This window comes from Cellulosimicrobium sp. EB106-03-01-XG111 (assembly GCF_058792115.1).
Genome location: NZ_JBYTEQ010000007.1, coordinates 223,093 through 247,142, shown reverse-complemented (window position 1 = coordinate 247,142; position 24,050 = coordinate 223,093). Strand labels below are relative to the sequence as shown.

General features: G+C 74.7%; 23 protein-coding genes and 1 riboswitch. Of the genes, 7 read left to right on the top strand and 16 right to left on the bottom strand.

Annotation, left to right across the window (positions count from 1 at the left end):
- Positions 1 to 88 precede the first annotated feature (88 nt).
- Complete coding sequence (locus AC3WT4_RS09365; RefSeq protein WP_492315305.1) at positions 89 to 1,075, bottom strand: malate dehydrogenase; 987 nt, start codon at positions 1,073 to 1,075, stop codon at positions 89 to 91.
- A 142-nt stretch (positions 1,076 to 1,217) separates the two neighbouring features.
- Positions 1,218 to 2,435: an NADP-dependent isocitrate dehydrogenase gene (locus AC3WT4_RS09360; protein ID WP_074809017.1), complete on the bottom strand. Its 1,218-nt coding sequence runs from the start codon at positions 2,433 to 2,435 to the stop codon at positions 1,218 to 1,220.
- 374 nt (positions 2,436 to 2,809) lie between these two features.
- On the opposite strand from AC3WT4_RS09360, the gene AC3WT4_RS09355 reads away from it, so the two are divergent.
- The gene (locus AC3WT4_RS09355) at positions 2,810 to 3,892 is read left to right on the top strand and encodes an MIP/aquaporin family protein (protein WP_492315304.1); all 1,083 of its coding nucleotides are present in this window, start codon (positions 2,810 to 2,812) and stop codon (positions 3,890 to 3,892) included.
- A gap of 96 nt (positions 3,893 to 3,988) precedes the next feature.
- Here AC3WT4_RS09355 and AC3WT4_RS09350 read toward each other — a convergent pair whose 3' ends face one another.
- The gene (locus tag AC3WT4_RS09350) at positions 3,989 to 4,420 is read right to left on the bottom strand and encodes a DUF3017 domain-containing protein (RefSeq protein ID WP_074809013.1); all 432 of its coding nucleotides are present in this window, start codon (positions 4,418 to 4,420) and stop codon (positions 3,989 to 3,991) included.
- A 99-nt stretch (positions 4,421 to 4,519) separates the two neighbouring features.
- Here AC3WT4_RS09350 and AC3WT4_RS09345 point away from each other — a divergent pair, with 99 nt between their 5' ends.
- Positions 4,520 to 5,908, top strand: coding sequence for an FAD-dependent oxidoreductase (locus tag AC3WT4_RS09345; RefSeq protein WP_492315303.1), 1,389 nt, complete (start codon positions 4,520 to 4,522; stop codon positions 5,906 to 5,908).
- A gap of 73 nt (positions 5,909 to 5,981) precedes the next feature.
- Here AC3WT4_RS09345 and purH read toward each other — a convergent pair whose 3' ends face one another.
- Both purH and AC3WT4_RS09335 read right to left on the bottom strand, forming a co-directional pair.
- Positions 5,982 to 7,664, bottom strand: a complete 1,683-nt coding sequence (gene purH, locus AC3WT4_RS09340) for a bifunctional phosphoribosylaminoimidazolecarboxamide formyltransferase/IMP cyclohydrolase (protein WP_492315302.1) — start codon at positions 7,662 to 7,664, stop codon at positions 5,982 to 5,984.
- A gap of 60 nt (positions 7,665 to 7,724) precedes the next feature.
- Positions 7,725 to 7,813, bottom strand: a riboswitch (ZMP/ZTP riboswitch).
- Positions 7,814 to 7,817: 4 nt separating this feature from the next.
- Positions 7,818 to 9,296: an MFS transporter gene (locus AC3WT4_RS09335; RefSeq protein ID WP_074809010.1), complete on the bottom strand. Its 1,479-nt coding sequence runs from the start codon at positions 9,294 to 9,296 to the stop codon at positions 7,818 to 7,820.
- Between the two features lie 104 nt (positions 9,297 to 9,400).
- Here AC3WT4_RS09335 and AC3WT4_RS09330 point away from each other — a divergent pair, with 104 nt between their 5' ends.
- Positions 9,401 to 10,018 (top strand): ArsR/SmtB family transcription factor, encoded by a 618-nt coding sequence (locus AC3WT4_RS09330; protein WP_492315301.1) that lies wholly within the window; start codon positions 9,401 to 9,403, stop codon positions 10,016 to 10,018.
- A 211-nt stretch (positions 10,019 to 10,229) separates the two neighbouring features.
- On the opposite strand, the gene AC3WT4_RS09325 is transcribed toward AC3WT4_RS09330, so the two are convergent.
- Together AC3WT4_RS09325 and purN are read right to left on the bottom strand one after the other, a co-directional pair.
- Positions 10,230 to 10,589, bottom strand: a complete 360-nt coding sequence (locus AC3WT4_RS09325) for a hypothetical protein (RefSeq protein ID WP_257417053.1) — start codon at positions 10,587 to 10,589, stop codon at positions 10,230 to 10,232.
- 51 nt (positions 10,590 to 10,640) lie between these two features.
- Positions 10,641 to 11,282 carry a phosphoribosylglycinamide formyltransferase gene (gene purN, locus AC3WT4_RS09320; protein ID WP_257417054.1) on the bottom strand — a complete coding sequence of 214 codons (642 nt, stop codon included), beginning with the start codon at positions 11,280 to 11,282 and terminating at the stop codon, positions 10,641 to 10,643.
- Positions 11,283 to 11,420: 138 nt separating this feature from the next.
- Here purN and AC3WT4_RS09315 point away from each other — a divergent pair, with 138 nt between their 5' ends.
- Complete coding sequence (locus tag AC3WT4_RS09315; RefSeq protein ID WP_492315300.1) at positions 11,421 to 12,032, top strand: hypothetical protein; 612 nt, start codon at positions 11,421 to 11,423, stop codon at positions 12,030 to 12,032.
- A gap of 148 nt (positions 12,033 to 12,180) precedes the next feature.
- Here AC3WT4_RS09315 and AC3WT4_RS09310 read toward each other — a convergent pair whose 3' ends face one another.
- From AC3WT4_RS09310 to sucC, 3 genes are all read right to left on the bottom strand, one after another.
- A complete protein-coding gene (locus AC3WT4_RS09310) occupies positions 12,181 to 13,431 on the bottom strand; it encodes a cell division protein PerM (protein WP_492315299.1) in 1,251 nt (416 codons plus the stop codon).
- A gap of 165 nt (positions 13,432 to 13,596) precedes the next feature.
- Positions 13,597 to 14,487: a succinate--CoA ligase subunit alpha gene (sucD, locus tag AC3WT4_RS09305; RefSeq protein ID WP_021482340.1), complete on the bottom strand. Its 891-nt coding sequence runs from the start codon at positions 14,485 to 14,487 to the stop codon at positions 13,597 to 13,599.
- Positions 14,488 to 14,524: 37 nt separating this feature from the next.
- Positions 14,525 to 15,694: an ADP-forming succinate--CoA ligase subunit beta gene (sucC, locus tag AC3WT4_RS09300; protein ID WP_492315298.1), complete on the bottom strand. Its 1,170-nt coding sequence runs from the start codon at positions 15,692 to 15,694 to the stop codon at positions 14,525 to 14,527.
- A 209-nt stretch (positions 15,695 to 15,903) separates the two neighbouring features.
- Here sucC and AC3WT4_RS09295 point away from each other — a divergent pair, with 209 nt between their 5' ends.
- A complete protein-coding gene (locus AC3WT4_RS09295; RefSeq protein WP_492315297.1) occupies positions 15,904 to 16,125 on the top strand; it encodes a helix-turn-helix domain-containing protein in 222 nt (73 codons plus the stop codon).
- Position 16,126: 1 nt separating this feature from the next.
- Positions 16,127 to 16,702, top strand: a complete 576-nt coding sequence (locus tag AC3WT4_RS09290; protein WP_492315296.1) for a Clp protease N-terminal domain-containing protein — start codon at positions 16,127 to 16,129, stop codon at positions 16,700 to 16,702.
- Between the two features lie 73 nt (positions 16,703 to 16,775).
- On the opposite strand, the gene AC3WT4_RS09285 is transcribed toward AC3WT4_RS09290, so the two are convergent.
- On the bottom strand, positions 16,776 to 17,693 hold the full coding sequence (locus AC3WT4_RS09285) for a DUF5996 family protein (RefSeq protein ID WP_492315295.1): 918 nt from the start codon (positions 17,691 to 17,693) through the stop codon (positions 16,776 to 16,778).
- Between the two features lie 106 nt (positions 17,694 to 17,799).
- On the opposite strand from AC3WT4_RS09285, the gene AC3WT4_RS09280 reads away from it, so the two are divergent.
- Complete coding sequence (locus AC3WT4_RS09280; protein ID WP_492315294.1) at positions 17,800 to 18,513, top strand: DUF6518 family protein; 714 nt, start codon at positions 17,800 to 17,802, stop codon at positions 18,511 to 18,513.
- A gap of 91 nt (positions 18,514 to 18,604) precedes the next feature.
- Here AC3WT4_RS09280 and pcrA read toward each other — a convergent pair whose 3' ends face one another.
- From pcrA to AC3WT4_RS09255, 5 genes are all read right to left on the bottom strand, one after another.
- The gene (pcrA, locus tag AC3WT4_RS09275) at positions 18,605 to 21,370 is read right to left on the bottom strand and encodes a DNA helicase PcrA (RefSeq protein WP_492315293.1); all 2,766 of its coding nucleotides are present in this window, start codon (positions 21,368 to 21,370) and stop codon (positions 18,605 to 18,607) included.
- A gap of 211 nt (positions 21,371 to 21,581) precedes the next feature.
- Positions 21,582 to 22,001, bottom strand: coding sequence for a hypothetical protein (locus AC3WT4_RS09270; protein WP_492315292.1), 420 nt, complete (start codon positions 21,999 to 22,001; stop codon positions 21,582 to 21,584).
- A 165-nt stretch (positions 22,002 to 22,166) separates the two neighbouring features.
- Positions 22,167 to 22,649, bottom strand: a complete 483-nt coding sequence (locus AC3WT4_RS09265) for a DUF456 domain-containing protein (RefSeq protein ID WP_492315291.1) — start codon at positions 22,647 to 22,649, stop codon at positions 22,167 to 22,169.
- Between the two features lie 27 nt (positions 22,650 to 22,676).
- On the bottom strand, positions 22,677 to 23,483 hold the full coding sequence (locus AC3WT4_RS09260) for an alpha/beta fold hydrolase (protein ID WP_492315290.1): 807 nt from the start codon (positions 23,481 to 23,483) through the stop codon (positions 22,677 to 22,679).
- Positions 23,480 to 24,040 (bottom strand): PadR family transcriptional regulator, encoded by a 561-nt coding sequence (locus tag AC3WT4_RS09255; protein WP_400110283.1) that lies wholly within the window; start codon positions 24,038 to 24,040, stop codon positions 23,480 to 23,482. Before AC3WT4_RS09255 ends, AC3WT4_RS09260 begins: the two co-directional genes overlap by 4 nt.
- Between the last annotated feature and the right edge of the window lie 10 nt (positions 24,041 to 24,050).

The window sequence follows — 24,050 nt, the reverse complement described above, 5'->3', positions numbered from 1 at the left end:
CCCCCCCCCCCCCCCCCCCCCCCCCCCCCCCCCCCCCCCCCCCCCCCCCCCCCCCCCCCCCCCCCCCCCCCCCCCGCGACGGTGAGGCTCAGACCAGGCCGAGCTCCTCGACGGCCTGACGCTCCTCCTGGAGCTCCGCGACCGACGCGTCGATGCGCCCGCGCGAGAAGTCCGAGAGCTCCAGGCCCTGGACGATCTCCCACGACCCGCCGCGCGAGACCACCGGGAACGACGAGATGAGGCCGGTCGGGACGCCGTACGACCCGTCCGACACGACGCCCGCGCTCGTCCAGTCGCCCTCGGGCGTGCCGAGGACCCAGTCGTGCACGTGGTCGATGGCCGCGTTCGCCGCCGACGCCGCGGACGACGCGCCGCGCGCGTCGATGATCGCCGCGCCGCGCTTCGCGACCGTCGGGATGAACGTGCTCTCCAGCCACTCGCGGTCCTCGGCGAGCCGCGCGCCCGGCGTGCCCGCGACGTCCGCGTGGAAGAGGTCGGGGTACTGCGTGGCCGAGTGGTTGCCCCAGATGGTCACCTTGCGCACCTCGGACACCGGGACGCCCGCACGCTTCGCGACCTGCGTGAGCGCGCGGTTGTGGTCCAGCCGCGTCATCGCGGTGAACCGGCCCTTCGGGACGTCGGGCGCGTTCGACGCGGCGATGAGCGCGTTCGTGTTCGCGGGGTTGCCGACCACGAGGACGCGGACGTCGTCCGCCGCGCCCGCGTTGATCGCCTGGCCCTGCGGCTTGAAGATGCCGCCGTTCGCCTCGAGCAGGTCGCCGCGCTCCATGCCCGGGCCGCGCGGGCGGGCGCCCACGAGCAGCGCGACGTTCGTGCCCTCGAACGCCGCCGTCGGGTCGTCGAAGATGTCGATGCCGGCGAGCAGCGGGAACGCGCAGTCGTCCAGCTCCATGGCCGTGCCCTCGGCGGCCTTGACGCCCTGCGGGATCTCGAGGAGGCGCAGGCGCACGGGGGTGTCGGGGCCGAGCATCTGGCCCGACGCGATGCGGAACAGCAGCGCGTAACCGATCTGACCGGCCGCGCCGGTCACCGTCACGTTCACGGGGGAAGTCATGCGCTCACTCTCCCACAACGCGACGCGCCCGGACGGCGGGGCGGCACGCCCGCGGCCGCGTCTCCGCCCCTGCCCGGGGACGACGACGGCGGCGCCCCCTGCGCGAGGGGGCGCCGCCGTCGGGCGTGCGGTGCGGGCCGGGTCAGCCCAGGCGCGCCTTGAGGTTCTCGTCGAGCGCGGCGAGGAAGTCCTCCGTCGTCAGCCACTCCTGGTCCGGGCCGATGAGGAGCGCGAGGTCCTTCGTCATCTTGCCGGACTCGACCGTCTTGATGACGACGTCCTCGAGCGTCTGCGCGAACTCGGTCACCTCGGGCGTGCCGTCGAGCTTGCCGCGGTGCATGAGGCCACGGGTCCACGCGAAGATCGACGCGATCGGGTTCGTCGACGTCGGCTTGCCCTGCTGGTGCTGGCGGTAGTGACGCGTCACGGTGCCGTGCGCGGCCTCGGCCTCGACGGTCTGGCCGTCCGGGGTCATGAGGACCGACGTCATGAGGCCGAGCGAGCCGAAGCCCTGCGCGACGGTGTCGGACTGCACGTCGCCGTCGTAGTTCTTGCAGGCCCAGACGTAGCCGCCCTCCCACTTCATGGCCGAGGCGACCATGTCGTCGATGAGGCGGTGCTCGTACGTGAGGCCCTTCGCGGCGAACGCCTCGGCGAACTCGGCGTCGAACACCTCCTGGAAGATGTCCTTGAAGGCGCCGTCGTAGGCCTTGAGGATCGTGTTCTTCGTCGAGAGGTACACGGGGTACTCGCGCTGGAGGCCGTACGCGAACGAGGCGCGCGCGAAGTCGCGGATCGACTCGTTGAAGTTGTACATGCCCATCGCGACGCCGCCCTCCTCGGGCATGGTCACGACCTCGAACTTCTGGGCCTCGGAGCCGTCGGCCGGCTCGAACGTCATCGTGATCTTGCCCGGGCCGGGGACCTTGAAGTTGGTCGACTTGTACTGGTCGCCGTGGGCGTGACGGCCGATGATGATCGGCTTGTTCCAGCCCGGCACGAGGCGCGGGATGTTGGAGATGATGATCGGCTCGCGGAAGACGACGCCACCGAGGATGTTGCGGATCGTGCCGTTCGGCGAGACCCACATCTTCTTCAGGCCGAACTCCTCGACGCGCGCCTCGTCGGGCGTGATCGTCGCGCACTTGACGCCGACGTTGTACTGCTTGATCGCGTGCGCGGCGTCGATCGTGACCTGGTCGTCGGTCGCGTCGCGGTTCTGGATCGACAGGTCGTAGTACTTGAGGTCCACGTCGAGGTACGGGTGGATGAGGCGGTCCTTGATGAACTGCCAGATGATGCGCGTCATCTCGTCGCCGTCGAGCTCGACGACCGGGTTGACGACCTTGATCTTGCCCATGCGCAGATCGCTCCAACTGTCGGGGACTGGAGCCCCCGGGTGTCGGACGGCGACCGTGCGGCCCGTGGGCCCGGTCCGTCGCACACGAGGGCGTTGCTGACCGCGGTCCAGGGTACTCGACTTCTCGACGTCAAGATACTTTGTCGGCCCCCGGCGACCGCGTTCGGATCGTGAGACCGGGCGTCCGTTCTCAGGTGCAGCACCGCAGATCTCCACGCATCTCCCGGGTGGTGGTGGCAAGATGCCCCCAGATGCCGGAATGGCCGGGCACTCGGTCAGGCATCGTGCCGTCGTCCCGACGGCCCGCCGGTGCCGCACCGTGGCACACCGGGCCGGGACTGCCCGAAGTTCCCACCGAACCAGACAGGATCATCATGTCCCAGGACACCACCGCTCCCGGCGCACCGGAGGGCTACGTCGACGACGCGCGCCTCGCGCCGACCGAGGCCGTCGCTGTCGTCCAGCCCAGCCTCCTCGCGCGCCTCGGCGCCGAGGTCTTCGGCACGTTCTTCCTCGTCCTCGCGATCATCGGTGTGGCGCTGTACACCTTCGTCAGCCAGCAGAACGCCCTCGCGGTCGCTCTCGCGGGCGGCCTCGCGCTGCTCGCCGGCGCCGCCGCCGTCGGCAACGTCTCCGGCGGCCACTTCAACCCGGCGGTGACGCTCGGCGCCGCCATCGGCGGCCGCACCGCATGGCGCGACGTGCTGCCCTACTGGGTCGCGCAGCTCGTCGGCGCCCTCCTCGCGGGCCTCGTCCTGCTCGCCACCGTCCCGAACTCGCTGCCGGCGCTCGTCGGGCAGGAGGGCCGCGGCGGCCTCTTCGTGTCGACCGCGAACGGCTACGGGGACTTCTCGTCCCTCTCCACGGCGTCGCAGGGCGGCACCGAGTTCGGGCTGCTCGCCGCGCTGCTCATCGAGACCATCGCGACCGCGGTCTTCGTCGGCGTGATCCTCGGCGTGACCGACAAGCGCGCGACCGTGCAGTACGCGCCGGTCGTCATCGGCCTCACCCTCACCGCCCTGATCCTCGTCGCGGTGCCCGTCACGAACGCGTCGCTCAACCCGGCGCGCTCCATGGCGTCGGCCGTGTTCGCGGGCGACGGGGACCTGTGGAAGCAGCAGTGGGTCTTCTGGGTCGCGCCGCTCCTCGGCGCCGCGATCGCGGGCCTCTTCTACCGCGCGTTCGCGTTCGCCCCGAAGCAGGACGACCTGCTCGGCGAGGACCACGTCGTCACGCTGACCGAGGCCGAGGTGGCCGGCGGTGCCGGGAGCGCGGTCGGCGCCGGTGCGGGCGCGGCCGTCGCCGGGGCCGGCGCGGGCACCGTCGTCGAGGAGGCGGTCGTCGTCACGGACGAGAACGGTGACGTGGTCGCGGTCGAGGAGGTCGTCGAGACGGAGCCTGAGACGGACGACCCCGACTCCCCCGCCGCCGGTGAGGGCACGACCCCGCGGGTCTGACCTCTCCCCCGCACGCCCGACGGGCCCGGACCGCGCACGCGGTCCGGGCCCGTCGTCGTCAGTGCCCGACGTCGCGCGCGGCGCTCCGCGCGGGCGTCAGAGCTCGCCCTGGTCCAGGCTCAGCGCGAGGAACGCCATGACCGCGGCGGGCGCGAGGAAGAAGAAGACGTCGAGCCCGCGCGACCGGACGGTGATGCCGACCGGGCCCGGGCCGGGGATCGACGCGCGGCACACGCCCGCGACGGCGAGCAGCCCCGCGAGCGCGAAGCAGCCCGCCCGCGCACCGGCGAGGACGGACACGAGCGTGGAGACGGCGACGCCCGCGAGGACGAGCCACATCGCGGGCTGGCGCGACGGCGCGAGGCTCGCGGGCGGCTCGGGCACCGGGGGCGGGGTCGCGTCGTCGGGCGCAGGAGCGCCCTCGGGAGCAGGGCCGTCGTCGGTCTCGTCGTCCACGTGGTGCCACACCGGCACGAGCGTCGCGCGTGGCCGGTGCCGCGTCCCCCCGTCCGCGGTGACGTCGCTCACGCTGCTGCACCTTCCACGCCCGGAAGCCTACCGTCGTGCCCTAGCGTGACGTGCATGCCGTCCGTCGTGCCGCCGGTCCCGTCCGCTCCCCCCGCCACCATGACCGACCCTGTGGCCGGCCTTTCGACCGGCCCCGCGACCGGCCCCGCGACCGGCCCGGCGCCCGGTCCCGCGCCCGCGTCCCACGACGGCGGGCCGCCGTCGTCCGTGGTCGTCGTCGGCGCCGGGCTCGCGGGCGCCCAGACCGTCGCGGCGCTCCGCCGCCGCGGCTACGCCGGGCGCGTCACGCTGCTCGGCGCGGAGGGCGTGCCGCCGTACGACCGCCCGCCCCTGTCCAAGGAGCTGCTCAGCCGGCCCGCCCCCGCGTGGCTCGCCGACGACCTCGGGGTGGACGTCGACGCGCTCGCCGACGACGTCCGTCTCGCCGACCCGGCCGTGCGCCTCGAGCGGACCGGGACCGCCGACGCTCCCGGCTGGTCCGTCGAGACACGGGCGGGCGACCGCCTCGCCGCCGACGCGGTCGTGCTCGCGGTCGGCTCCGTCCCCGTGCGGCCCCGCGGCTGGGAGCACGCGCGCGTGCTCCACACCGCGGCCGACGCCGAGAGCCTGCGCGCCGCGCTGCGGCCCGGCCTGCGCCTCGTCCTCGTCGGGGCCGGGTGGATCGGCGCGGAGCTCGCCGGGGTCGCGGCGGGCGCGGGCGCGCACGTCACGGTCGTCGAGGCCGCGGGCGCGCCGCTGCACCGCCAGCTCGGCCCGGACGTCGGGGCGCGCCTCGCTCCCTGGTACTCGGCCGCGGGCGCCGAGCTCGTCACCGGCGCCACCGTCGCCGAGGTCCGGCCCGACGGCGTGCGGCTCGCCGACGGCCGCGAGCTGCCGGCCGGCGTCGTGCTCGCCGCCGTCGGCGCCCGGCCCGCCACCGACTGGCTCGACGGCGTCGTGCCGCGCGACGCGCGCGGCGGCGTCCCGGTGGACGCGGACGGCGCCGTGCCGGGGCTGCCCGGCCTCTGGGCGGTCGGCGACTGCGCGAACCGCGACCACCCCGTGCTCGGCGCCGTGCCCGGCGGGCACTGGTCGGCGGCGCTCCACGACCCGGACGCGACCGTCGCGGCGCTGCTCGGCGACGACGGCGACCGGGCCGCGCACGCGCCCTACGTGTTCTCCCAGCAGCTCGGGCACGACCTCGCACTGTTCGGCGTGCCGGCCGAGGGCGACGAGGTCGTGCTGCGCGGCGACCCCGCGGGCGGCGCCACCGGCCACGAGGGCTGGGCCGCGTTCTACGTGCCGCCCACGACGGTCTCCGAGCCCGGCAGCCCTGCCGCGGGCGACGACCCGGCCACCCGGGGCACCGACGTCCGGGCCGTGCTCCTCGTCGACTCGCCGCGCGACGTCGGGCCGGTGCGCAAGGCGATGAACCGGACGGGCCGCCTGCGCGTCGACCTCGACGTCGCGCGCGACCCGGCCCGACGCCTGCGCGACGCCCTCTCCTGACGCCCTGGACTGACGCCGGGCGCGCGACGGCCCCGCCGGTCCGGTGACCGACGGGGGCGTCGCGCAGGTCGCGTCAGTGCGCGAAGTGGCGCGTCCCCGTGAAGTACATCGTCACGCCCGCGGCCCGGGCGGCCTCGACCACCTCGGCGTCGCGGATCGACCCGCCCGGCGCCACGACGGCGCGCACGCCCGCGTCGAGCAGGATCTGCAGGCCGTCGGCGAACGGGAAGAACGCGTCGGAGGCCGCGACGGCGCCGCGGGCCCGCTCCTCGCCGTCCGCGAGCGTGTTGGCTCGCTCGACCGCGAGGCGGCACGAGTCGACGCGGTTGACCTGCCCCATCCCGACCCCGACGGCGGCCCCGTCGCGCGCGAGGAGGATCGCGTTCGACTTCGCCGCACGGATCGCGCGCCACGCGAACGCGAGGTCGACGAGCGTCGCGTCGTCCGCGGCCTCACCCGTGACGAGCGTCCAGTGCTCGGGCGCGTCGCCGCCGGTGACGTTCCCCTCGGCGTCGGTCACGACGGCGTCGACCCGGTCCGTGCTCTGCACGAGCAGGCCGCCGCTGACCGGACGGGTCTCGACGGTCGTCGTCGGCGGGGCGTCGACGACGAGGAGGCGCAGGTTCTTCTTCGCCCGGAGCACCTCGAGCGCGTCCGGCTCGAACCCGGGCGCGACGACCACCTCGGTGAAGACGGGCGCGATCTGCTCCGCGGCCGCCCGGGTCACGACGCGGTTCGCGGCGATCACGCCGCCGTAGGCGGAGACCGGGTCGGTCGCGTGGGCGCGCGCGTGCGCCTCGGCGACGTCGGCCCCGACCGCGATGCCGCACGGGTTCGCGTGCTTGATGATCGCGACGGCCGGCTCGTCGTGGTCGTGCGCGGCGCGCCACGCCGCGTCGGCGTCGACGTAGTTGTTGTAGCTCATCGCCTTGCCGTGGAGCTGCGTGGCCTGGGCGAGCCCCGTCGCGCCGTGGCCGTTCGTGTAGAGCGCGGCACGCTGGTGGGGGTTCTCGCCGTACCGGAGCACGTCGGCGCGGTCCCACGTGGCGCCGATCCAGGCCGGGAAGCCCGTGCTCACGGTCTCGCCGTCGGTCTCGACCGCGTCCGTGGGCGCGACGACGTTGCCCATCCAGGACGCGACGGCGACGTCGTACGTCGCCGTGTGCACGAACGCCGCGGCGGCGAGCGCCTTGCGCTGCGCGTAGGTGAAGCCGCCCGCCTGCACGGCCGTGACGACGTCGTCGTAGCGGGCGGGGTCGACGACGACCGCGACGCTCGGGTGGTTCTTCGCCGCGGCGCGGACCATCGACGGGCCGCCGATGTCGATCTGCTCGACGACCTCGTCCGGCCCCGCGCCCGACGCCACGGTCGCGGCGAACGGGTAGAGGTTGACGACGACGAGCTCGAACGGCGCGATGCCGAGCTCGTCGAGCTGCGCGAGGTGGTCGGCCTTGCGCGAGTCCGCGAGGATGCCGGCGTGCACGCGCGGGTGGAGCGTCTTGACGCGGCCCTCGAGGCACTCGGGGAACCCGGTGAGGTCCTCGACCTTCGTCACCGGGACGCCCGCGGCCGCGACCGTCGACGCCGTCGAGCCGGTCGAGACGAGCTCGACGCCCGCGGCGTGCAGCGCCGTGGCGAGCTCGACGAGACCCGTCTTGTCGTAGACGCTCAGGAGCGCGCGACGCACGGGGCGCCGCGCGTCGTCGGTGAGCTGGACGTCGGGGGCGGAGGGCACGTGCGGGGCCGGGTGGGACATGACGAGGGGCTCCTCTGGGTCGCGGTCGCCGCGCCGGCGGAGCCGACGCGAGTGGCAGAACCCAGGCGCCCAGGCGGTCGACGCTCCAGCAGGTAGATCCGGCCGCTCCCCGGTGGTCGTTCCCACCCTCGCCAGTCGCGGCCGTCGTCCAGTCTAGCGGCCCGACGGCGAAGGCCCCGGCTCGGCCGGCACGGCGCCCGGCACGGCACCCGGCATGGCACCCGACGCCGCGAGGGCGGCCGCGTCGTCGGCCCACGTGTCCGGGGTGCCGACCCGCCAGAGGGACCGGACCGTGCTGAGGACCGCGACCGTGACGACGAGCAGCCCGGCGAGCACGGCGAGCGCGGTCCCGAGCCCGAACCGCTCGAGGAGCCCGCTCCCGACGAGCGGGACGAGGGGGCCCGCCGCGAGGCCGGTGAGCCCGAGCACGGACGCGAGCCGGCCCTGGAGCTGCGGCGGGGTGACCGCCGCGGCGTACCCCGACAGGCCCGCGTTCACGGCCGGGACGAGCAGGAGGGCGACAGGCAGCACCGCGAGGTACGCCGCGTACGACTCCAGCACGGCCATGACGACGGACCCTGCGGCGAGCACGCCCAGGGCCGCGACGACGAGCGCCCCCGCGCGGACCCGGGCGACGAGCCGGGGCGCGAGCACCGCGCCGACGAGCACGCCCACGCCGACCGCGAGGTCGACCAGGCCGATGAGGAGCGGCGCGGTGCCCGTGCGCACGAGCTCGAGGTTGATGCCGACCATGAGGCTGCCGAACGCGACGTTGATGACGACGAACAGGCCGAGCAGCGCACGGAACAGCGGCACGGCCCACACGAAGCGCAGGCCCTCGCGCAGCGCCGCGAGGGGCCGGGTCGCGCGCGCCGCCTCGACGTCGCCGTTGAGCGGCTCGCGCACGAGCCACGTGCACACCGCGGTCGCCGCGTGCCCGATCGCGGCCCCGGCGAGCGGGACGGCGTGCGCGACGGCGTAGAGCGCCCCGCCGAGCGGTCCGGCGAGCAGGCTCGCCACCGCGTCCCGCCCCTGGGCGGCCGCGAGCGCCGTCGGGAGCTGCGGCACCGGCACGACCGAGCGGAACGCGCCGCTCGTCGCCGGGTCCACGAGCGCGCCGACGACGGAGGCCCCGAAGAGGACGGCGGCGAGGTGCCACGCGGTGAGCGACCCGGTGCCGGCGGCAACCGCGACGGTCGTCCAGAGCAGGGCCCCGACGGTCGCCGCGCCCACGACGAGGCGGCGTCGGTCCACGCGGTCGGCGACGACGCCCGCGGGCAGCGTGGCCAGGAGCGCGCCCACCTGCCCGACGGCGGCCACCACCCCCGCCTGCACGACGGACCCGGTCAGCCCGTACGCCACGAGCGGGACGGCGAAGAGCGCCACCCCCGCACCGAGCGACTCGGCGGTCAGGCCGGTCATGAGCAGCAGGTACGAGCGGTTGCGCAGGAGCGACGGCGGGTCGGCGGGTGCGGAGCCGGTGGCGACCGGGGTCGCCTCCGGGACCGGGGCGTCCGCGGTCGTGCCCGGGTCGGGGGTCGCGGTGGGCGCGTCCGGCGCCAGACCGACGGCGGCCCTGGACGAGAGCGGGGACGGGCGGTCGGGCGGGGACGTCGGCGGCTGGTTCGTCATACCGACGAACCTATGTGCGCAACGCCAGTTGCGCAATAGTCATTGCGCACTATGTCGTGAGCACTCCCCCGTGCGGGACGCCCGGGCGTTGCTAGCCTCGGCGTGTGCTCGACACCTTCCACGTCCAGGACCCCGCGGCGCTGCGCGCGATCGCGCACCCGCTGCGCCAACGGATCCTCATGGAGCTCGCCGTCCTCGGGCACGCGCGCGCGGCGGACCTCGCCCGGGCCACCGGGGAGCCCGCCAACTCCGTGAGCTTCCACCTCCGCGTCCTCGCCCGGGCGGGCATGATCGTCGAGGCCCCGGAGCACGCCCGGGACCGGCGGGACCGCGTGTGGAAGAACGTCGCGCAGAGCTACGCGGTGGAGCCCGGGACGCCCGACGCGGTGCGCCACGTCGTCCGCCCGGCGCTCGCCTGGGCCGAGGAGACCTTCCGCCGCGGGAGCGTGATGGGCGCGCGCGAGGATCGCATCCTCGCGCTGAGCACGCTCGTCCTCAGCCCCGAGCAGGCGGCGACGATGACGCGTGAGCTCCAGGAGCTCCTGGAGCGCTGGAACACGCGGTCGCTCGACGAGGGGCGCGCGGACCCCGAAGCGCGCCGCGAGACCTACCAGGTCCTCGCCGTGCTCGCCCCGCGCGACCTGCCCTCCGCGGACGACGAACCGTCGCCCCCGCCCGGAGAGGATCCGTCGGGCCGACCGGCCGCGGTGCCCGCTGTCTAGGGCTCCTCTGCCCATGTCGTACCACCATGCGGGAGTGCGACGGGGCCCGGAGCGGCTGTTTCCAACGGGCGCCGTGGTTGATCTGGGTCGGTCACGCCGTCGCCGAACGGCCTTCATCCCCGCGCGCGGCGGCGCTCCCGGTCGATGTGCGACGACAAGCACGCCACGATCCGCCGCGCTGCCATCGTCCTGGTCGCACGAGCCGTGTGGGCTAGGAAGCTGGCGTGCCGATTCGCCTCAGCGTCTGACGGGCTGACGCACGCGAGACACCGATCCGCGACGGAAACTCGGACTCGCCGACTGCGCTCGGGCCGTGCAGGACCTCGTCGAGAGCGTTGACGATGGCGAGCACATCGGCTGCCTCGAGCACGTACTCGTCACGGGCGAGCCACTCCTCCATCGGACCGTTCCACCCGTCCGGTGGAACGCGATACCGGCCTGCCTGAAGGCAGTCGTCGCACGCCCAGGCGTCCTCTGTGGGCAGGCCTAGCCAGGAAGATCGCCTCCGAGACTCCTTCGACAACGGACCCATGCACCAGTCGCAGTAGTCCTGCTCGTCGTCCGTCGTCATGAGGAGAAGGTATCGCTCAGCTCAACGATCATCTGGGGCAGGAAGCGCCCGCTACCCCAACGCGACCCGGCGACCGTCGATGCGCAGGCCCTCGCGCGCGACGCGCCCCACGGTCTCGACGAGCAGGGCGCGCTCGGCCACCTTGATGCGCTCGTGCAGCGACGACTCGTCGTCGCCGTCCTCGACGGGCACCGCGACCTGGGCGACGATCGGGCCGGTGTCGACGCCGTCGTCGACCACGTGGACCGTGCAGCCCGTGACGCGGACGCCGTAGGCGAGCGCGTCGCGCACGCCGTGGGCGCCGGGGAAGGACGGCAGGAGCGCGGGGTGGGTGTTGAGCGTGCGGCCCGCGAAGCGCCCCACGAAGGCGGGGCCGAGGATGCGCATGAACCCGGCGAGGACCACGAGGTCGGGCCGGAACACGTCCACCGCCTGGGCGACGGCCTCGTTCCACGCGCCGCGGTCCTCGAACTCCCCGGGGGCGACGACGACGGCGGCGACGCCCGCCTCGCGGGCGAGGTCCAGACCGCCGGCGTCGGCCTTGTCGGAGACGACGCCGACGACGCGCGCGCCGTACGCGGCGTCGTCGTGCGCGGCGAGGAGCGCCGCGAGGTTGCTGCCCGCCCCGGACACCAGGACGACGACGCGGGCGGCGGAGGTGGACTCGACGGGGTGGCCGGACGGCGTCTGCACGGTGCTCCTGCGGGGCTTCGGGGGTTCGCGGGTCTCGGGGCGCGGTCGCCGCGGCGGGCCGGTGGGACAGCCGTCGGGGCACGCAGCCTCCGATGGGAGAATGTACCGCGAGCCGCCCGACCGACCGAGGAGCTGCCCGTGGGCAACCCGTACGCACCGCCCCGTCCCGACGCGCCGCAGCAGCCTCGACCCGAGCCCGCGCAGCCGGAGGACGGAGCGCGTCCGGACGCGCCGGCACCCGCACCGGGCCCTGCGCCCGCCCCGCTCCCCCCGGCACCCGTGCGCCCGGACCAGCAGGCCGGGCCGGGTCACCGGCGCCCCGCGCCGCCGGAGCCCCCGGAGCCGGACCCGGAGCTCGCCCGGCAGGCGACGCGACGCACCCTGCACTTCGGGCTGCTCCTGCTCGCCGTCATCGTCGTGAGCACCATGCCGTTCCCGTGGCAGGCCGTGAGCCTCGCGCTCGCGCTCGGCGCGATCGTCGTGGGCATCCGGGCGCTGCTCGCCGTCTGGCGGGCCCGCGTGCGGGGTGCGCTGGTCCCGGCCCTCGGGATCGGCGTCGGGCTCTCGGCCATGCTCGCGCTCCAGATGGTCTCGACGCTCGTCACCTGGGACGTCGCGCTCGCGCACCAGCAGTGCCTCGACGGGGCGATCACCGTCTCGGCCGAGAAGCGCTGCGACGTCGAGCGCACGCACGCGCTCGAGGAGAAGTTCGCGCGCTGGATCCCGACCCCCGCCCCCGCGTCCTCCTGACGCGTCGAGGCTCCGTCACCCGTTCGCGACGCAGCTCGCCGACGGTGAGCGCGTGACGGGGCCGGCGACCCCGGCGGGCTGACCGCCGCGGACGACGCCGCGCGGCAGCTCCTGCCCGGTCCACCCCGGCGACCAGGCTGCGCGCCGGTCAGCCGGCGTCGTCGTGGCGCCGGCCCAGGACCTCGAGCCGTGCCCACAGGACGGCGAGCGCGGCGCCGCCGCCGATCTCGGCCGCGGCGAGCGCCCCGACGACGAGCGCGTCCGCGCCCACGACCTCGAGCCGGCCGGGACCCACCGCTCCCCCGGCGAGCCAGCTCACGAGCCCGACGAGCAGACCGGACGCGAGCGCGACGCCCGTCAGCGCGAGGACGACGGCGGACCAGGGGGCGTCGTCGTCGGGGTGGGTGCCCGTCACGTCGCGCAGGCGCCGCCAGACGAACACGCCCGCGACGACGCCGAGCGCGACGACGGCCGCCGGGACCCAGGGGGTGAGGGCGTTCGTCCAGTCGTCGCCGGGCAGCGCCCCGAGGAGCGGGATCGCGGGCAGCGCGCCCGGCTCCGACCCGCCGGGCGCGAACGTGCTGCCCTCGCCCACGGCGAAACCGGGGCCGACGAGCCACGCCCCGGCCCACGCCACGAGGTTCGGCAGCACGGCGAGCTGGCCGAGCGCGAGGACGATCCCTCCGACGGTGCCGGGCACGAGCCCGGCGACGATGTCGCCCGACGTCGCGCGACCCGCGACGAGCCACGCACCCACGACGACGGCGGAGGCGCCGACGAGCAGGCTCGTGCCGAGCAGACCGCCCCGCAGCCCGAGCCGCACCGTCGGCGGCACGACCCGGTCGAGGCGCCGGGCGAGGTCGGCGACGAACGGCGCGTCCGGGCGCGCGAGGATCCCGCCGCCGAGCCCGAGCCCTCCGACGACCGCTCCCCCGACGACGGCGACGCCCAGACCCCAGGGCGGCGTCGAACCGGCGAGCAGCGCGACGCCGAGCGTCGCGAGCGCGTACGTGACGGTGCCGGCGACCCAGGCGGAGGTCGCGGTGTGCGCCGAGCGGCGTGCCGACGCGAAGCAGCAGAAGAGCGCGAGCGCGGTGAGCCCGAGCGGGACGAGGGTGACCGTCGTGCCGCTCGCGACGAGCGGGACGCCGTGACCGAGGAGCCAGAAGCCCGCCGCGACGGTGACCGACTGCCCCCAGCCCGTCCCCTCGGACGCCCCGGTCGAGGACGCCAGGAACGCGACGACGCCCGGGAGCACGACGACGGCGAGCGACAGGGTGAGCGCCTGGAGCGCGGCGAGCACGCCGGACGGTGCACGGCGTACCCCGACGGGTGCGGGTGCCGGGCTGCCTTCCACGGTGCGCGTGCGCGCACCGCGAGTCGTGCTGGTGGTGCTCATGGTGCCCATCGTCGTCGATCGAGAGGTCGGTTCGGGGCATTCGCCCCGGCGCGCCAGACTACCGGCGCCACCGGCTCCGGGGACGACGACGCCCCGCGACCGGCGGACCGGTCGCGGGGCGTCGTACGGGGTGGCTGCGGGCCGTGCTGCCCGACGGAGCCAGGGTCAGGCGAGGACCTCGCGCAGGAGCGCGGCGGTCTCGGACGGCGTCTTGCCGACCTTGACGCCGACGGCCTCCAGGGCCTCCTTCTTCGCCTGGGCGGTGCCCGCGGAGCCGGAGACGATGGCGCCGGCGTGGCCCATCGTCTTGCCCTCGGGGGCCGTGAAGCCCGCGACGTAGCCGACGACCGGCTTCGTGACGTGCTCCTTGATGTACGCCGCGGCGCGCTCCTCGGCGTCCCCACCGATCTCGCCGATCATGACGATCGCCTTGGTCTCGGGGTCGTTCTCGAACGCCTCGAGCGCGTCGATGTGCGTGGTGCCGACGATCGGGTCGCCGCCGATGCCGATGGCGGTCGAGAAGCCGAGGTCCTTGAGCTCGTACATCATCTGGTAGGTCAGCGTGCCCGACTTCGACACGAGACCGACCGGGCCCTTGCCCGTGATGGTGTGCGGGGTGATGCCGGCGAGCGACTCGCCCGGCGTGATGATGCCGGGGCAGTTCGGGCCGATCATGCGCGTGCCCTTGCCCTGCAGGTAGGCCCAGACCTCGGCCGTGTCCTGGACGGGCACGCCCTCGGTGATGACGACGATGAGCGGCATCTCGGCGTCGATCGCCTCGATCGCGGCGTCCTTGGTGAACGCCGGCGGGACGAACAGGACGGACACGTTCGCGCCCGTCTCGGCCATCGCCTCGGCGACGGTGCCGAACACCGGCAGCGTGACGTCGTTGCCCTCGTGGTCCTTGTGGGTGACGGTCGTGCCGGCCTTGCGGGCGTTGACGCCGCCGACGATCTGCGCGCCCGAGTCGAGCATGAGGGCGGTGTGCTTGGCACCCATCCCGCCGGTGATGCCCTGGACGATGATCTTGGAGTCGGAGTTCAGGTAGATCGACATGGTGTTCTCTGTCTCAGCTTTCCGCGTCTACGGGCGATCAGGCGTTGGCCAGCTCGGCCGCCTTGGCGGCACCGCCGTCCATGGTCTCGGCGAGGGTCACGAGCGGGTGGTTCGCCTCGCGCAGGATCGCGCGGCCGAGCTCCACGTTGTTGCCGTCGAGGCGCACGACGAGCGGCTTGGTCGCCTCGTCGCCGAGGATCTCGAGCGCGCCCACGATGCCCTTCGCGACCTCGTCGCACGCGGTGATGCCACCGAAGACGTTGACGAAGACCGACTTGACCTGCGGGTCGTTGAGGATGACGTCGAGACCGTTCGCCATGACCTGCGCGTTCGCGCCGCCGCCGATGTCGAGGAAGTTGGCCGGCTTGACGCCGCCGTGCTCCTCGCCCGCGTACGCGACGACGTCGAGCGTGCTCATGACGAGCCCGGCGCCGTTGCCGATGATGCCGACCTCGCCGTCGAGCTTGACGTAGTTGAGGCCGCTCTCCTTGGCCTTCGCCTCGAGCGGGTCGGTCGACTCCTTGTCCTCCAGCGCCTCGTGGTCCGGGTGCCGGACCTCCGACGCGTTGTCGTCGAGCGTGACCTTGCCGTCGAGCGCGATGATCGAGCCGTCCTCGGTGCGGACGAGCGGGTTCACCTCGACGAGCGTCGCGTCCTCGGCCGTGAACACGGTCCACAGCGAGCGGATGACATCGGCGACCGGCGCCTTGAGCTCCTCGGCGAAGCCCGCGGCGTCGACGATCTCGCGCGCCTTCGCCTCGTCGATGCCCACGATCGGGTCGACGGCGACCTTGGCGAGCGCCTCCGGGCGCTCGACGGCGAGCTGCTCGATCTCCATGCCGCCCTCGACGGAGCACATGGCGAGGTAGTTGCGGTTCGAGCGGTCCAGCAGCACCGAGAAGTAGAACTCCTCGGCGATCTTGGCACCCTGCGCCACCATCACGCGGTGGACGGTGTGGCCCTTGATGTCCATGCCGAGGATCTCGGACGCCTTCTCGGCGGCCTCCTCGGGCGAGTGGGCGAGCTTGACGCCGCCGGCCTTGCCGCGGCCGCCGGTCTTCACCTGGGCCTTGACGACCACGGTGCCCCCGCCGAGCTTCTCGGCTCCCGCGCGGGCCTCCTCGGGCGTCGTCGCGACGACCCCGCCCAGCACGGGCACGCCGTGCTTCTCGAAGATGTCACGCGCCTGGTATTCGAACAGGTCCACCCTGCTGCGTCCTTCCGTCTGATGCGCCGTGTGCGGCATGACCGATGTCTCGACATCAAGACATCCCCGTACAGGGTAGCCCCCGCTCCGGGACGCGCCTATCCGGGGTCGCTGCGGGGCCGCGCGGGCGGGTGTTCCCTTCGTCACCTCTGACGACCTTCGTCAACCACTGTTGACACCGCAGAGGGTGTCAACCTAGATTGACACGTATGGAACCCGTCGACATGGACGCCGCGAGCAGCACCGACCCGGACGTCGGGCTGCGGGCCGTGCGGTCGCTGCGCATGCTGGCCGAGCGCCTGGAGGCGCTCCAGGTCGAGCACGCCCGGTCGCTCGGCTGGTCCTGGCAGGAGATCGCCGACCGGCTCGGCGTCACGCGTCAGGCCGTGCACAAGAAGTACGGCGCGTCCCGCACCACGAGGAGGTCGTGACATGTTCGAACGCTTCGCCGCCGACGCCCGGGAGACCGTGGTCGGCGCCCAGGAGGTCGCGCGGGAACGCGGCGACGACGCGATCGACGGGGTGCACCTGCTCCTGTCGCTCGCCCGGCAGGAGGGCAGCGCAGGGTCGGCCGCGCTCGCCGCGGTCGGCGTGAGCCCCGCGGAGCTCGAGCGCCAGGTCGACGCGGCCGACGGCCGCGACGCCCTCGACGGCCCCGCCCTGGCCGCGCTCGGGATCGACCTGGACCAGGTCCGGGCCCGCACGGACGCCGCGTTCGGCCCCGGCGCGCTCGACCGGGCGGGAGACGACGCGCGGGGCCGCGGGCGACGCCGAGGCCGCTCGCACGTCCCGTTCACCCCGGAGGCGAAGAAGGTGCTCGAGCTCTCGCTGCGCGAGGCGGTGCACGACGCGTCGCGCGTGATCGACTCGGGCCACGTCCTCGCCGCCGTCGCGCGCAGCACGGGCTCGACGGCCCACCGTGCGCTCGACGGCGCGCTCACGGCCGCCGGGTCCGACGACGCCGGGCTGCGCGCCGCGCTCGCGACCCGGCACCGCGCCGCGTCCTGACCGGCACGTGCCGAGGGGCACGTCGAGCCGCGCAGGGCTCGACGTACCCCCGCGGTCACCGCGGACGACGCGCTCAGCGCGGCGGGACCGGCCCGGTGAACGCGTCCAGGTCCCACCCGGCCGCCGTGGCCAGCTCGCGGTACGACCGCTCGAAGAACGCGAGCAGCACGGCGTCGGGGTCGGCGGCGTCGCGCAGCACGCCGCACGGGAGCACCGCCTCGCGCAGGCCGGGGTCCCAGTACCCGGGCGCCAGGTCGAGGCCAGCGGCGCCGGGCGGCTCCGGGTAGGCGTAGGCGTACACCTGGTCGGCGTGCGTCGTCGGGTCCCCCGGCCAGTAGCCGACGGCGACGTTCTCCGCGTTCTCCGCGTAGCGGTAGATGGGCTCGAGGTCGTCCGGCTGCGGGTGCGGCTTCCCGTTGAACAGCGTGAGCCCCAGGTCGAACGCGCCCCAGTAGAAGCGCGGCCCGCTGGACTTGCCGTAGAACCCGGAGCGGAACCGCTCCATGACCGCGACGACGCGCTGCACGGTCGCGAGCCAGGTGCGGGTGAGCTCGCCGTCCCACTCCCCGACCGCGGTGTCCTGCTCGAACGGCACGGGGTCGGGGACCTCGCGCGGGGTCGACCAGACGCGCACGGGGACGTCGAGCCGGTCGAGGCACGCGAGGGTACGGGCGTAGAAGTCGGCCACCGACATCGGCCCCAGCCCGATCGTCTCGGTGCGCCCGTCGGACGTGCGGAACGCGACCCGCTCCCCCACGAGGTCGATCTCGACGTCGAGGGCACGCTCGCCCACCTGCATGACGGGGGTCACGAACCCTCGCGCAGTCACGTGGAACGCGACGTTCCACCAGTGGTTGACGAACGGGGTGAGGTCGAGCACGACCTTGCCGACGACCTGCGTGAACAGGTGCAGCGGCCGGCGCGTCGGCTCCCAGCGGCGCACGTCGAGGTCGGGCCAGGGGGCGGGACGGGCGGCCGACGGCTGGGTCACGGCAGGCTCCTCGGGCTCGGTCGTCCTGCCACGGTAGGACCGGGCGGACTCTCGTGCCCGACGACGGGCTGACGCCCCGCCGCGGAGCCGCGCCTACCGTCGGGGTGTGCCTGACCAGACCGCGCTCCCCCACCGCTCGGACGACCGCTCCGACGCCTCCGCCCTTCGCACGCGCTCCGCGCCGGCCCGCTCGACCGGGGTCCCGGCTCCCGGCGGGCAGCCGTGGGCGAGGGGCGCCGTCGTGCTCGCCGCGAGCGTCGTGCTCGGCGGCCTGACGTCGTACGCCCAGGGCTTCCTGCCCGACGCCGCCGCCCCCTTCGCGAACTCGGCGAGCGGCTGGACCCTGCTCACGGCGCTCCTCGTCGCCTGGGCCGCGCGCGACGCACGGACCCGGACCTGGCACGCCGCCGTGCTGGGCGCGGCGAGCTTCGTGCTGCTCACCCTCGGGTACACGGTCGCCGCCGACCTGCGCGGGTACTTCTACGACCCGACGCTGTTCGGGGTGGTCGGCCTCGTCGTCGGCCCGTTCGTCGGGGTCGCCGCGGCGTGGCTGTGGCGCGCGGGCGTGCGCGCGGCCCTCGGCACGGCCGTGCTCGCGGGCATCGGCCTCGGCGAGTCGGTGTACGGGCTCACGACGGTCGTCGAGACGACGGGCGCCACGTACTGGGTCGTGATCGGGCTCGCGTCGCTGGTGCTGCTCAGCGCGGTGCTCGCCCGGCGCCTGCGCGGCACCGTCCCGGTGACCGTCGCCGCGGGAGGCACCGCCGTCGTCGCCACGGCGTTCGTCCTCGCCTACCGCGCGCTCGGCACGATCGGCTGACGCGGCGGAAGCCAGAGACGCGCGCACGGGCGCTCGACCGGCCGGTCGAGCGCCCGGTGCGTCGGTGCGTGGCGCGTCGGAGCGTGGCGCGTCAGAGCTTGGTGACGGGCGAGTACCGCAGGAGCAGCCGCTTGGTGCCGTCCGCGCCGAAGTCGATCTTCGCGACCGCGTTCGGCCCCGCGCCCTCGAGCGAGACGACCGTCCCGAGCCCGTACGCGTCGTGCGTGACCTTGTCACCGACGGCGAGGTTCGGCACGTCCCCGTCGGCCCGCGGCGTCGCCGACCCGAACTTCGCCCCACCGGACGGCGAGCCGAACGACGATCGCGCCGAGGCGTTCGAGGCGGGATCGTGGCGGGCCTGGCGGGAGGAGCCCGAGGATCGAGGGCTACGAGTGGCGGAACCGGCGCCGGCCCCCTCGGCGCGCGACCCCGACCACGACCCGGAACCCGAGCGAGAACCGGACCACGAGCCGGAACCGGACCCACGGCCCCAGACGGACCCGCCCGCGCGCAGGGTCGCCATCGACGACTCGCGCCGCCGCCAGTCCCACAGCTCCTCGGGGATCTCCTCGAGGAACCGGCTCGGCGGGAACTCGTTCGCCATGCCCCACGCGGAGCGCACCGCGGACCGCGACACGTAGAGCCGCTCGCGCGCGCGGGTGATGCCCACGTAGGCGAGGCGGCGCTCCTCGGCGAGCTCGGCGTCGTCGTGCAGGGACCGCATGTGCGGGAACGTGCCGTCCTCCATGCCGGTGAGGAACACGACGGGGAACTCGAGGCCCTTCGCGGTGTGCAGGGTCATGAGCGTGACGACGCCCGGGTCCTCCTTCTCCTCGCCCTCGCCGTCCTCGTCGTCGCCGTCGTCCGCGGGGATCTGGTCGGCGTCGGCGACGAGCGAGACGCGCTCGAGGAAGTCGGACAGCGTGCCCTCGGGGTCGAGCTCGCTGAACTCCGTCGCGACGGCGTGCAGCTCGGCGAGGTTCTCGACGCGCGTCGCGTCCTGCGGGTCGTCGCTCGCGCGCAGCTCGGCCAGGTAGCCGGTGCGGTCGAGGACGGCGCCGAGGATCTCGGACGGGCTCGCGCCGGAGTCCGCGAGCTCGCGCAGCCCCGTCATGAGCTCCGCGAAGGCCCGCAGCGGGTTGAGCGTGCGGTTCGTCAGGCCGGGGATCTCGTCGATGCGGGCGAGCGCCGCGCCGAACGAGATGCGCTCGCGGTCCGCGAGCGCCGCGACGGCGCCCTCGGCGCGGTCGCCGAGGCCCCGCTTGGGCACGTTGAGGACGCGGCGCAGGTTGACGTCGTCGTCGAGGTTGTCGATCGCGCGCAGGTACGCCACGGCGTCCTTGACCTCACGACGCTCGTAGAAGCGGGTGCCCCCGACGACCTTGTACGGCAGGCCGACGCGGATGAGCACCTCCTCGAGCGCCCGGGACTGCGCGTTCGTGCGGTAGAAGACCGCGACGTCGCCGGGGCGCACGCCCTCGGTGTCGCCGAGGCGGTCGATCTCCTCCGCGACGAACCGCGCCTCCTCGTGCTCGTTGTCGGCGACGTAGCCGATGACCTTCGCGCCCGCGCCCGAGTCCGTCCACAGGCGCTTGGGCTTGCGGTCGGGGTTGCGCGAGATGACGGCGTTGGCGGCCGAGAGGATGTTCTGCGTCGAGCGGTAGTTCTGCTCGAGCAGGATGGTGCGGGCGTCGGGGTAGTCGGCCTCGAACTCGAGGATGTTGCGGATCGTGGCGCCGCGGAACGCGTAGATCGACTGGTCGGCGTCGCCGACGACGGTGAGCTCGGCCGGGTCGAGCGCCGGGACCTGCGCCTCGCCCGTGCCGCTCGTCGCCGCGTCGGTCGCGGCGGAGTCCTCGCCCACGCCCGCGAGCTCGCGCACGAGCACGTACTGCGCGTGGTTGGTGTCCTGGTACTCGTCGACGAGCACGTGGCGGAACCGGCGGCGGTAGTGCTCGGCGACCGCGGGGAACGCCTGGAGCAGGTTGACCGTGGTCATGATGATGTCGTCGAAGTCGAGCGCGCTCGCCGCGACCAGCCGGGCCTGGTAGCGCGTGTAGACGTCGGCGAGCACCTGGTCGAACTCGGGCACGTTCGCGCCGTGCTGGCCGGCCCGCGCCGCGAGGCCGTCGTCCGTCGCATGGGCGCCGGAGTCGCGCGCGTAGGTCTCGGGGTCGATGAGCTCGTTCTTGAGGTCCGAGATCTTGTTGGCGAGCGAACGCGCCGGGTACTTCTTCGGGTCCAGGTCGAGCTCGCGCGTGACGAGGGTGATGAGCCGCTGGGAGTCCGCCGCGTCGTAGATCGAGAAGCTCGACCGCAGGCCGAGCGTCTTCGCCTCGCGCCGCAGGATGCGCACGCACGCCGAGTGGAACGTGGAGACCCACATGTTCCGCGCCGACGGACCGACGAGCGCCTCGACGCGCTCGCGCATCTCGGCCGCGGCCTTGTTGGTGAACGTGATCGCGAGGATCTGCCCGGCGCGCGCCCGGCCCGTGGCGAGCAGGTGCGCGATGCGGTGCGTCAGCACGCGCGTCTTGCCCGACCCGGCGCCCGCGACGATGAGCAGCGGCCCGCCCGCGTGCACGACGGCCTCGCGCTGCTGCGGGTTGAGCCCGTCGAGCAGCGCGTCGGGGTCGAGGTGCGCGTACCGGCCACGGCGCTCGCCCGACGGCGCACCGCCGGTCGTGCCCGGTGCGCCGTCACCGGCAGGCGACCCGGCACCGTCGGGCACGGCCGGGTCGTCGGTCCAGCGCGGGGCGGTCCGCGGGAGGCGGGACTCGCCGCCGTGGTCGACGCGCGGGCCGTCGAACAGCGTGTCGAGGCCGGGCAGCGGGAGGTTCTCGAAGAGCGAAGCCATAGCCCCTCCAGCCTAGGCGCCCGCGCCCACACCCGGCACCGCCCGGCCGACACGTCGCCGAGGGACACGGCGTCGCGCTCCCCGCTGCGCGGGCTCGCTCGAGCAGCTCCTGTCTCCCGAGAAGTCAGGCCCGTCTCCCGGAAGGTCAGGCCCGCCACGCCCCGGACCGTGCTGCGGAGACACCAGGCCGGCGGCGTTCGCCCACCCCGGGTCAGCGGGCGAGACCACCGTCGTCAGGCCTCTCCCGCGCCCCTTCGCGCAGGACGAACTCTCGGGCGACGACGAACTCCGCGAACCAGGTGACCACTCCGAAGGCCAGGGCGGTCCAGGCACCGAGGAAACCCGCTGACACGCACACGAGCCCGCAGCTCGCCCCCAGGAGCGCGACCGAGCGTCCGAGACCCAGCCTCGGCAGACCCGGACCGCGCCCCCTGCGGACGAGGTAGGCGGACGCGCGGAGCCCGCCGGGGATTCCGGCGAAGACGAATCCCGCGACGAACCACGGCCCGTCGAGCACCGCGAAGGTCACCGCGAAGACTGCTGCCATCACGAAGGCGGTCGCCCACCGCACGAACGTGAAGAGAGGGCTGGGCGCAGACGCTGCACTGACGTGGCGCATGGTGTCGGCCATCGAAACACGAGCCTTGTCCATCGGATGCCTCGCCGCCTGCCGTGCTCCGTCGGTGGAGACCCCACCGGCGCTCACCCTATCCGTCACCTGCAGCGCCCTCCCCGCGAGTCGGGAGGAGCCGCGCTCGTGCGCGGCCTCGCCACGACAGGCGCGACCGACGGAGCGTCAGGTGAACGTGAGCCCGATGCCCCACGTCGCGGCGGCGAGCAGCCCGCCGAGGAGCTGGACGAGGATCGTGATGCCGGTCGCCTGCATCGCGACGACCGTCGCGCGCCAGGCGGCGCGCCGGTCGCGGCGGCGCACGAGCTCGGCGAGGAACACGGCGAGCACGAACCCGATGAAGAGGCCGACCACCGGGATGACGAAGAACCCGACGACGCCCGCGATCCCGCCCCACACGAGGGTCGACCACGGGACGTCCGCCCGGCGCATGTGCCGACCCGCGAGGACGTACTGCGACACCTCGGCGGCGACGACGAGCACGGCCGCGACCGCGAAGACGACCCAGGCGGCCGTGCCGCCCGTGACGATCGCCCACACGAGGATCGCCCCGAGCACGAGCACGTTCCCGGGCAGGATCTGCACGACGATCCCGATCAGCCCGACCAGGATCGCCAGCCCGACGAGGACCTCTCCACCGACGCTCACGGGGGAAACCCTCGCACGTCCGGCGCGCTACGCACGCCCCGCGGGCGGGACCAGCCGGGGGTGCGCGACGCCGTCGACCACCCACGAGCGGATCGTCGCGCTGAACAGGTCGGGGTCCTCCGCGCTCCACTGGTGGTGCATGCCGGGCGCCAGGCGGACGACGGCGTCCGGCACCCGGCGGGCAATCGTCCCGAGCGCGGAGCGGGCGGCGCGCAGGTCGCGCGAGCCCGCGACGGCGAGGACGCGCGCGCCCGACGCCTCGAGGCCCGTCGGCCAGCAGCCGCCGTAGACGTCGCGCAGGGTGCGGGCCATGTTCTCGCGGCGGATCGCGAGGCCGGTCCGGACGAAGAGGTCGCGCGCGTCGGCGGGGAGGCGGAAGGCGCGGGCCTGCGCCTCCCAGTACCAGCGCCGGTCCCACACCCGGAGCTGCGCGCGCCCGACGGCCCCGGCGAGCCCGGGCACGCCGTCGACCGCCGCGCCGGACGCGAGGACGGAGCGCACGAGCCCGGGGTGCCGTGCCGCGACCCGGAGGGCGACGATCCCGCCGTACGACAGCCCGACGAGGTGCACGGCCCGGCCCGCGGGCAGAGCCGCGACGAGGGCGGCCACGTCGTCGGCGGTGGCGTCCAGCGACACGACGTCCTCGGCCGCCCGGGACCCGAAGCCGGGCAGGTCCGGTGTCCGGACGTCGAGGTCGGCGAGGTGCTCGACCTGCGGCTCCCACATCCACGACGCGACGTTGCCGCCGTGCAGCAGGACGACGGAGACCTCGTCCGTCCCCGCGCCGTCGGGCGGCGTCGCGGGGTGGCGCCCGACGGCGTCCGGCGTGGTCACGGGAGCACCTCCCGCTCGGTCTCGTCGAGCCACGCGAGCTCGGTCCGGGCGTGCGCGAGACCGTGGCGGAGCGTGGCGAGGCGCAGGGCGAGCCCCCGGGTGCCGCGGACGCGGTCGGCGTCGGGACCGCCGTCGGCCAGGACGGCGGCGACGCGCTCCTGCTCGGCGGTGAGCGCCGCGACCGCCTCCTCCGCCTGCGCGCGGCGGGACGCGAGGAGCTCCGCGACGCCCGCGTCGTCGAGCTGGTCGGCGAAGAACAGCCGCCCGAGGAAGGGCTCGCGCGCGTCCTCCGGCTCGAGCGGCGCGGCGAGCCAGTCGCGGAGCGCCGCGCGGCCCGCGGCGGTGATCGTGTGGACCTTGCGGTCGGGGTAGCTCTCCTGCGGCACGACCTCCACCTCGGCGAGGCCCGCGTCGACGAGGGCCGCGAGCGTGCGGTAGAGCTGCGAGCGGTCGGCGGCCCAGAAGTGGTGCACGGAGGTGTCGAACGCGCGCTTGAGGTCGTAGCCGGTCATGGGCCGGACCGTGAGGAGCCCGAGCACGAGGTATCGAAGGACCATACGACTAGTA